The sequence below is a fragment of the Xanthovirga aplysinae genome, assembly GCF_009711365.1.
Lineage (GTDB): Bacteria > Bacteroidota > Bacteroidia > Cytophagales > Cyclobacteriaceae > Xanthovirga > Xanthovirga aplysinae.
Map to the genome: position 1 here is coordinate 1 of NZ_SMMB01001130.1, position 8,903 is coordinate 8,903.

Sequence of the window (8,903 nt, forward strand, 5' to 3'; positions counted from 1 at the left end):
AAGTTTGCTATGGGTAAAATTAATTTTCATACAAATGATAGGTAAAGTTTACTTTAACTTCTATTTCTTCAGCAATTTTTAGAAAAACCAATTTAGGGATTTTGATTTTATGATCTTTCAAAAGAGTCATAAAGGAGGCCTGGATAAAAATGCTATCTTCTTTTTGTTCCAATGTTCCTGGAATGTTGACTTTTCGACTTACTCCGTGGATATTTAGTTCTCCCTCGGCCACCACCTCCTGTTTCCCTTTTTCTTCCACATATCCCTTTACTCTTCCTTTAAAGGTGGAGGTGGGATATTTTTCTGTTTCCATGTAATTCTCATTGAAATGTTCCTGCATAAGAGGCTTTTCAAATTGAAAGGAACTGATTGGAACCACAAAAGCAATTTGTTTGGTCTCTCTATCAAATACACTGGAGGCCATATTAGTTTCTGCCTCAATTTTTTCTAAAGGAGCCTCGGAGTAGAAAGAAATATGGCCATTTTTTGTCATATATTTTTGGGCTGATAAAGGCAAGTAAATGAATGTGCTAAGCAGTAAATATACTATGTGTTTCATATTTTAAAGGATTAATCGTTAAGGCTCAATTAACTATAAAAAGCATTTAAAGAAAGACAATTAATCCTGAGGTGCCCCAGCATTTATCCAAGCTTGAATGGTCTCTATTTCACATTCTGATAATTTGGCCCCTCCTTTAGGCATAGGTGAAAAATTAGAATCATGTTTGATAGAGCCTAAAAGACTTCCATTATTTACTTGTATTTTTAATTGATCAAAATCCATTAAATCAATTCCTGCCCCAGAATTGCTACTGGCCTGAGTGCTGTGACAGGCAAAACAATATTGCGATAAAATGGGCTGAACCTTTAAATCATAGCTTATGGAAGATAAATCACATGTTTCCTCTTCAAAAAGCTCTTCTTCATTATCAGAGGTACAGGCATTTAAAAAGCAAAGTAGAAATAGGGCTAGGGAAGTGACCAATAATTTTTCCAGAAAAAAAATATTGGTTTTTAACTTACTGGAGTTTTTATAAACTGAATTTTTCATATGGAGAAATGTAATTTAAATTTTATTGATTTTTTTCAATTATTGCATTTTGATATAATGGGATGACATGCTTAGATTAAAATTTTGATGATGTAATAAACACATGAAGTAGCCAATGCTTCTTATAAGTGCCTTATGAAAAAGGATGCAGCGGCATTAAGTAGCTATTGCACCCATATTTAATTCTGTTTGAAGTCTTTCAATTGGGGTGAAAATCACCTATTGAAAAATGAAAAACTGAATCTCTTTCACTGGCTTTGGTTCATGCCCGCCAGTAAATGGGATTTAGTTTAATCTAATTTTGAGGGGCACCTGCATCAACCCAATCTGCAATCATCTGTATCTGTTCATTCGTTAAAGTGCCAGAGGAGGCCGGAGGCATGGTTTTATTGCCGGTTTTTGTTTTTATATCATTGGAATAGGCTTTAATTTCCTCATAGGATGAAAAAATAGGAAAGTTGGAGCCTGCTCCATGGCAATTTGAATTGGTAGCACAAGAGGTGGTGATTAAAGGTGCAACATGGTCGGAGAAACTTATAGCTGTTAACTTTACTTCTATCTTCCCAGTTGTACTACAGTTTTGAGAATCTTTAACGCTAACTGTATATTCACCAAAGCCTAGTCCACTAAATAAAGACTCATTTTGAAAATTGGTTCCATTAATACTGTATTGGTATGGAGGTGTTCCCCCATTTACCTGCACTTCCAGAGTTCCTTCTTGTTCCTCGAAACTTGTTGGTGAAGAAGTAATTTCTAATTCAAAACTTCCATCACATTCAGGTTCTACTTCATTCTCCTTATCCTCGCAAGAGATAGTGAAAATGGTTAAAAAGATTAAAAAGAAGGTGTTCAGAATGGTTAGATTTTTTTTCATGTCTCTTTGGTTTAGTTCTTTTGGGAAAAAAATTTTCTTTCCAAACAAGGTTTCACCTGTTTGATTTCTTGATTGAAGAATTTTTCAAATAATGTTAGTTTACTGGTGTCCTTTTATATAATTATATTTAGCGAAATGACTTTTTCCCTAAGGGTTTTTATTAAAAAATTAGTTGTTCAATTTTCCAGGTTAAAAAAAGAAAGTGTTCTCCGTTAAAATGTCCCGCAAATAAAGCTATTCACTATAACCTAGATTGGTTAAAGTAAAAAGAATAGAAAATTTTATAAATAATCTCTCTTTTAACAGGATATTGACATAGAGATCCAAGTTACTTCTCCCTCCTTTACAATCGTTAAAATTTTAATTTTACTATTATTTGGCAAATCTTTTCAACCAACGGCTGAAAAATTTCTACCAAATGATGGAATAAGTAAAATAAGTAAGAAAAAGATTGAAATAATTATAATAAAATAGATCAAGGAATTAATTATGAGAAGGATGTTAAGAAAGGACAAAAGGTTTCACAATTGAGGATGAATCTGGTTGCTCTTGAGGGGAAATTAAGGTTTGTAAAGATCTATGAAAAACTGCTTTCTGCGGGTTTTAAGGAAATTGATGAATTTATTGGTAATAATGGACTCTCGGTTAACCTTGGATACGTACAAGAAATATTTAGGGAAATGAAGGCTGTGGAGGTAGAAACTACTTATGAGCATAGGGTAAGGCGAAGAGAGAGGGAAGTAAATTTTACATATGAAGTGGTAGAAAAGGATGAGATCAAAAAACATGGATTTGAAGCTGAGGAAGTTCTTAATTCTTCGAACTCAAAGACCAAATTGAGGGATAGTTGGTTAAGAAATATGTAATGAGAGTTTCTACCTTATTAAAAACCCAAATTAGTTTTAATCATAATATGATATTTCTTTTATCCATTAAAAAATAAGCTCCAATGTTATAAAACCTCAAATGGGAAGACCATTTGAGGTTTTTTGTTGATCACGGAAGTTTGATTTTATCTCGGATTTTTTGAAGGGTTCCTTTATATTATAATTTTGGGCCTCTTATTCTTTCTCAAATTATCGTAGACCACAGGGAAGTTCGTTAGATTTAATCTATCAACCTCTCTTTTGAGATAAAACCGTTTCTGATTTTTGTCGTTCCTCCCCTGTCATTTGATGAAAGGTAATGTAAATGATTTTTTCCTTTAAAGGATCTCCTCTCATTAAATATTAAAAATTTCCTCTATATGATTTCAGTCATAAAAGTAGGGCAGGGCTGTAAAATACCTTTGTAATGTCATCCAGGAATACATTTTTTTGGTCTGGGCGCTATCCCATTTTTTAATCTTTTTAACTACTTGATAGTTGCTCAGGCCTTAAAGATGTACTTGGAGTAATGACTGAGGGTATTTATTGCAAAATCAAACTGGTGGTATAATGAGAAAATTATGGATTGCGCTCTTTTTAGTGGTTACAGTCTCTTTTGCTGTAATTGGCTATTACGGATTTGAAATTTACAGGAAGGCTCCTCCAATTCCGGAAAAAGTGATAAATGAAAGAGGTGAGCTGCTTTTTACTGGAAAAGATATAATGGAAGGGCAAAATGCCTGGCAAACTACTGGTGGACAGGAATTAGGCAGCATATGGGGACACGGTGCCTATGTCGCTCCAGATTGGACGGCGGATTGGTTACATAAAGAAGCTGTGTTCATTTTGGATTTCATGGCCAAAGAGCAATTTGGGAAACTCTATGATTCTTTAGATGAGGCCAACCAGGCAGCCTTGAAGGTCAAATTAAAAAATCAGGTTCGGACAAATACCTATGATCCAAATACCAAAACTTTAACCATATCAACACTTCGACAAAAGGCATTTGAGGATATAAGTGATCATTACACCAAGTTGTTTATGGGGGATCCTGAGTTTAAAAAATTGAGAGATCACTATGCAATGGCCGAAAAAACACTCAAAGACCCTCGCAGGATGGAGAAAATGAATACTTTTCTCTTCTGGGCAAGTTGGGCTTGTGTTACTGAGCGTCCAGGAAAATCCATTAGTTATACCAACAACTGGCCTGCAGAGGATCTGGTAGGAAATACTCCAGATAAGTCACTTCATATTTGGACAGGATTTAGCATCGTGATGCTTTTAATAGGAATTGGTCTTTTGGGCTATTATTACGCTAAAAACGGTGAGGAGCATGAGGAGAATGAAAATTTACCTCAAAAAGATCCCTTATTAGATAAGAAAGTAACCCCTTCCATGAAGGCTACATTAAAATACTTTTGGGTGGTAGTAGGGTTATTTTTAGTCCAAATTATAATGGGGATTATTACTGCTCACTACGGAGTAGAAGGGGATGGATTCTTCGGGATTCCTTTGGCTGAATTTCTTCCATATTCCATTAGCAGAAGCTGGCATGTACAAATTGCTATTTTTTGGATCGCTACTTCCTGGCTGGCGACGGGCTTGTATATGGCGCCAGCGGTGTCTGGTTATGAACCTAAATATCAAAAGTTAGGAGTGAATGTATTGTTTGGTGCCTTACTCTTTCTGGTAGTAGGATCTCAGGCAGGAATGTGGTTTGGTGTTATGCAAAAATTAGGGTATGATGTGAATTTCTATTTTGGACATCAAGGTTACGAATATACTGATATTGGACGGTTCTGGCAGTATATTCTGACTATTGGACTATTGCTGTGGTTATTCTTGATGGGAAGAGCTTTGAAACCAGCCTTGGTAAAAAAATCTTCCAATAGAAATTTGGTGGTCCTTTTCTTCATCTCTTCCGTAGCCATTGCTTTATTTTATATGGCTGGATTAATGTGGGGACAACATTCACATTTATCTATGGTAGAATATTGGAGATGGTGGGTAGTGCATCTGTGGGTAGAAGGATTCTTTGAGGTATTTGCTACTGTGGTTGCTGCTTTTCTTTTTGTTCATATGGGCCTATTGAATGCTAAACAAGCCACTAAAGCATCTTTCTTTTCTACCGTAATTTTCCTTGCGGGGGGAATTATTGGAACTTTCCACCATTTGTATTTTAGTGGAACACCTACTATGGTTCTTGGATTGGGAGCCTCATTTAGTGCTTTGGAAATTGTACCATTAGTTTTTATGGGATATGAGGCATGGCACAATTTAAAAATTAGCAAGAGCACAGAATGGATTAAAGCCTATAAATGGCCGATCTATTACTTAATTTCTGTTGCTTTTTGGAATTTTCTGGGTGCGGGTGTTTTTGGATTTCTCATTAATCCCCCCATTGCACTATACTACATGCAAGGTTTAAACACTACAGCAGTTCATGGGCACACCGCTTTGTTTGGGGTATATGGTATGTTAGGTATTGGTTTGATGCTCTTTGTGATAAGGGGGCTCTCCCAGCGAACTGTCTGGAAAGAAAAATCCATTAAAATTGCTTTTTGGTCCCTAAATCTAGGATTAATCCTTATGGTATTACTGAGTTTATTACCAATTGGGTTGGCTCAGGTAGCTGCAAGTATAGATAAAGGTTTGTGGTACGCCCGTTCGGCAGAATTCTTGCAGCAAGATTATTTACAAGTATTAAGATGGCTACGAGTTGTAGGAGATGTTGTCTTTACCGTTGGGGTGCTTAGTTTGGCCTGGTTTATCATTGGATTAAAAACTGGTTGGTCAGTACAAGAAAAAGACCTGGTGGGTGCTGCAAAAGAAGTATCCAAAAACGAACAAAGAGAATTGGTTTAAATTAGTTTAAGGTTAAAAGTGAAGAGTGAAAGGGAATCAATAACTCTCAACTCTTCACTTTTATTTTCTTCATCATCTAAAAACCTTCCTTCCGATAATTTCTACTTCACCTTTGGCTTCCAGATTTTTGATAGCTCGAATAACGGTTTCTACCCTAAGGCCGCAAAGGTCTGCTAGCTGTTGACGGGTAAGTTTTACTTCGTATTTTTCCTGGGCTGTTGGATTCTCTTTTTTAAAATAGTCAATTAAAGTCAAAATTCTATGCTCTGGCTCGTAGCTGGAAATTTCTTTCATGATCATCGCCTTGTACCGTAATCGGTTGGCTAACCTTTCAGAAAGTTGCATATGGATTTCAAAATTACTCTCCAGTAGTTTTATAAAATCACTTCTCAGCAATCGAAAGACTACCGAAGGTTGAACAGCTATTGCAGAGGCAGGGTAGGGGAATTCTCCAATCAAAGGGGGCTCACCCAGACTTTGGCCAGAAGTAAAGATGCCCTGGACAAATTCTTTTCCTTCCTCATTTAAATTATAAGCCTTTATTTCTCCAATTTTAACCTGGTAATAATAATTGGCCTTAGTGCCTTCATGAAAAAGCTCTTCTCCTTTCTCTAAAGTCCGTTCTTCAGCGCCAAAGGCCTTTAATATTTCTTCTTTTATCATTTTTTGGCTTTATGATTAGAGTCATAAAATCTCCCTTCTTCCTGGTGGTACCTTTGTATAAATCAAAAAGGAAAGGTCATGAAAAATGTAATCAGTTGGTACAATGACAAAGTTATAGACTTACAAGTTAATCGCCTAGGAGTTTTGGCTTTCATGTTTTTATTCCATGCAAACCTCACTGCACCATTAACACTTTGGTCTATTCATAGCGCTGGAAATAACCCCCTTCAATTTTTTATTTGCGTATTGGGTGCTTTTGCAATTATTATTCCGAACATCGCAGTGGCTCCTGTGAAGGTAACGATACCCATTTTTTTAATTACTTCCCTCTCTCATTGGATGATTATTTTAGTCAATTTTGTTTAGTAACCAATTGAGTATGGTTGAGAAAGTGATGAGGGAGGTGTTCTGTTCTTACCCCTAAACCCCATTAGGAATTTATTAGGAAGGAAATACCACCCTCTGTCACTTTTTAAAATCTCAAAGTTCAAAAGTTAAGGTTTTAATGGATTCCTAATTCACAATTGTAAAAACTTAAACGTAATGGATAGGCTTCGAAATCTTATTCAATATCAATTTGTAATCATTTTTATTTGGATGGGCTTTATTATGGGATTAAGTTTCTTGGAGGCACCTCTTAAGTTTCAAGCTCCAAGTGTAACATTAGCTATTGGCCTAGAAATAGGTCGTTTAGTATTTAAAGTTTTGAATCGAGTAGAATTAGCTTTTAGCCTTAGTTTGCTCCTTTACTTATTACTTTTTTCGGCAAATGTCCGGATAAAGGTCCTGGGTTACCTGATTATTTTTATTGTACTTACTCAAAGTTCTTTTTTACTTCCTGCTTTAGATGAAAGAGCATTAATCTACATTAGTGGGAAAGAAATTGAAGGAGCTAGTCCGCATATTTATTATGTGGTTTTGGAAATATTAAAAGTGTTGGCATTGCTATTCTTGGGAATCTGGCAATTAGCTGCTCATAAGAAGAAATACTCTGGAGAAGTGCTGCACCCGCATAGTTGAAAAAGGCTCTTGGTAGTCCAAGTGCTCACTAAATTGAATTTATTTCTGAAGAAATTGTAAATGAAGGATAATGTTGTTGTTTAACGAAAATAAAACTCAAAAAGGGCTAAAAGATTTAAGCAGTCGGGAAGATGTATTTCTTTTAGTGAGTTCTTTTTATGCTAAAGTGAGGAAATCTCCTGAAATAGGTGACTTCTTTAATCAGACTATAACTAATTGGGAAGAACACATTTCTAAATTAACGGATTTCTGGGAGACGAACCTTTTCTTCAGGGTTCGCTATAAAGGAAACCCACCCAAGGTTCATCAACAGGTCGATGAAAACTTCGATAACCGCCTTACCCAGGAGCATTTTGGGCATTGGTTGCAGTTGTGGGTGCAGACTGTAGATGAGCTTTTTGAAGGAGAAAAGGCCATGGCTGCTAAGGCCAGGGCCCGAAAGATGGCCACTTTTCTTTTTATGCGAATATTTTCTGCAAGAAAAAAGTAGTCTTGATTTCTTGAAATAACTTTTTACTAGATTAATGGGAAAATTAAATTCTTTTCTTTTTAGTGATAATAAGCCAAAAATGAGGATTTAGTTAATTACAAATGATTCCCTGGCACCACCAGCATCGAAAAGGGCCATGATCCGGTCTTTTTGACCTTTGGTGAACATATACATGCAGTCATCATCCGTGTAATCCATAAAATTCATTGTCATGTCGTTGGAGCCGCAATGAACCGTAGGATATTCAGGACATCCATAATTAGGTTCATCTGAATTTGGAGTGTCGGCAACAAAATCATCATCCTCGCAATCTCCATCTCCCCAAATGTGCAGGAGGTTAAGCCAATGTCCTACTTCGTGTGTAGTTGTTCTGCCTTTAGCTTTTGAAGCATACAATCTTCCAAATCGACCAAATGCCAGATGGGTAACCACTACGCCATCTGTTTGTATGGGCCCACCTGGAAACTGGGCATAGCCAAGTAGGGTGGTTTCTTGACATTCTTCCGTATCAAACTGGGGTTCGAAAGTGTTAATTACCCAAATGTTAAGGTTTCTTTCGGGATCCACTGGATTTAAGCCTCCTTTTGAAGTAGATTTCATGTCATCATTGGGAGTCCATTCCACTTTTGAAACATGTTTTCGCTTGATCTGTGCTAAACTAAAATGAATTCCAATATTTGCTCTTGAATTCATAAACTCCTCAGGGACATTGTCTTTATCTTCATTTAGGAAGTTGAAGTCTTCGTTTAAAACATCAATTTGGGATTGAATTTGCTCGTCAGAGATATTTTCACTTTCCAAATTATAGAGAACATTCACTACCACTGGAATTTCGATATTCAGTGAAGCTTCTGCAGAAGTTCGGAAAGTTCTTTTTCTTTGGATGAAGTTTCTGGTATGTTCCTCTATTTCCCGCATACGATCTCTGATTTCAGGGAATTTTTCCATGTTGGTATTAAGCACATCAATGGAGGCACAGGTTCGTTGAGTATCGCAGTTTGGTTCTTCCGGTGTACTTGAAGGATCGTCTGTTGCTGAAACTTCCTCTTTATCTTTGGAACAAGCAGTAAAAAT

Annotated in this window: 10 protein-coding genes; 5 read left to right on the forward strand and 5 right to left on the reverse strand. The window is 36.3% G+C overall.

Going from position 1 to position 8,903, the window contains the following annotated elements; translation table 11 throughout:
* Positions 1-19 precede the first annotated feature (19 nt).
* From E1171_RS13795 to E1171_RS13805, 3 genes are all read right to left on the reverse strand, one after another.
* Positions 20-559 carry a YceI family protein gene (locus tag E1171_RS13795; RefSeq protein ID WP_246164344.1) on the reverse strand — a complete coding sequence of 180 codons (540 nt, stop codon included), beginning with the start codon at positions 557-559 and terminating at the stop codon, positions 20-22.
* Positions 560-619: 60 nt separating this feature from the next.
* Entirely contained in the window at positions 620-1,051 is a 432-nt protein-coding gene (locus E1171_RS13800) for a c-type cytochrome (RefSeq protein ID WP_155206614.1), read from the reverse strand.
* A gap of 295 nt (positions 1,052-1,346) precedes the next feature.
* Positions 1,347-1,925 carry a SprB repeat-containing protein gene (locus tag E1171_RS13805; protein WP_155206615.1) on the reverse strand — a complete coding sequence of 193 codons (579 nt, stop codon included), beginning with the start codon at positions 1,923-1,925 and terminating at the stop codon, positions 1,347-1,349.
* 527 nt (positions 1,926-2,452) lie between these two features.
* Between E1171_RS13805 and E1171_RS13810 the strand changes: the two genes are divergently transcribed.
* A complete protein-coding gene (locus tag E1171_RS13810) occupies positions 2,453-2,791 on the forward strand; it encodes a hypothetical protein (protein WP_222931503.1) in 339 nt (112 codons plus the stop codon).
* A 570-nt stretch (positions 2,792-3,361) separates the two neighbouring features.
* Positions 3,362-5,656: a nitric-oxide reductase large subunit gene (locus tag E1171_RS13815; protein WP_155206617.1), complete on the forward strand. Its 2,295-nt coding sequence runs from the start codon at positions 3,362-3,364 to the stop codon at positions 5,654-5,656.
* A 72-nt stretch (positions 5,657-5,728) separates the two neighbouring features.
* Here the strand turns inward: E1171_RS13815 and E1171_RS13820 are convergent, their stop codons facing one another.
* Complete coding sequence (locus E1171_RS13820; protein WP_155206618.1) at positions 5,729-6,319, reverse strand: Crp/Fnr family transcriptional regulator; 591 nt, start codon at positions 6,317-6,319, stop codon at positions 5,729-5,731.
* Positions 6,320-6,397: 78 nt separating this feature from the next.
* Between E1171_RS13820 and E1171_RS13825 the strand changes: the two genes are divergently transcribed.
* The 3 genes from E1171_RS13825 (at position 6,398) to E1171_RS13835 (ending at position 7,829) form a co-directional block, all read left to right on the forward strand.
* A complete protein-coding gene (locus tag E1171_RS13825; RefSeq protein ID WP_155206619.1) occupies positions 6,398-6,685 on the forward strand; it encodes a hypothetical protein in 288 nt (95 codons plus the stop codon).
* Positions 6,686-6,862: 177 nt separating this feature from the next.
* Positions 6,863-7,339, forward strand: a complete 477-nt coding sequence (locus tag E1171_RS13830) for a hypothetical protein (RefSeq protein WP_155206620.1) — start codon at positions 6,863-6,865, stop codon at positions 7,337-7,339.
* Between the two features lie 70 nt (positions 7,340-7,409).
* Entirely contained in the window at positions 7,410-7,829 is a 420-nt protein-coding gene (locus E1171_RS13835; RefSeq protein WP_155206621.1) for a group III truncated hemoglobin, read from the forward strand.
* 87 nt (positions 7,830-7,916) lie between these two features.
* On the opposite strand, the gene E1171_RS13840 is transcribed toward E1171_RS13835, so the two are convergent.
* The coding region (locus tag E1171_RS13840) for a zinc metalloprotease (RefSeq protein WP_155206622.1) at positions 7,917-8,903 on the reverse strand (987 nt) is incomplete at its 5' end.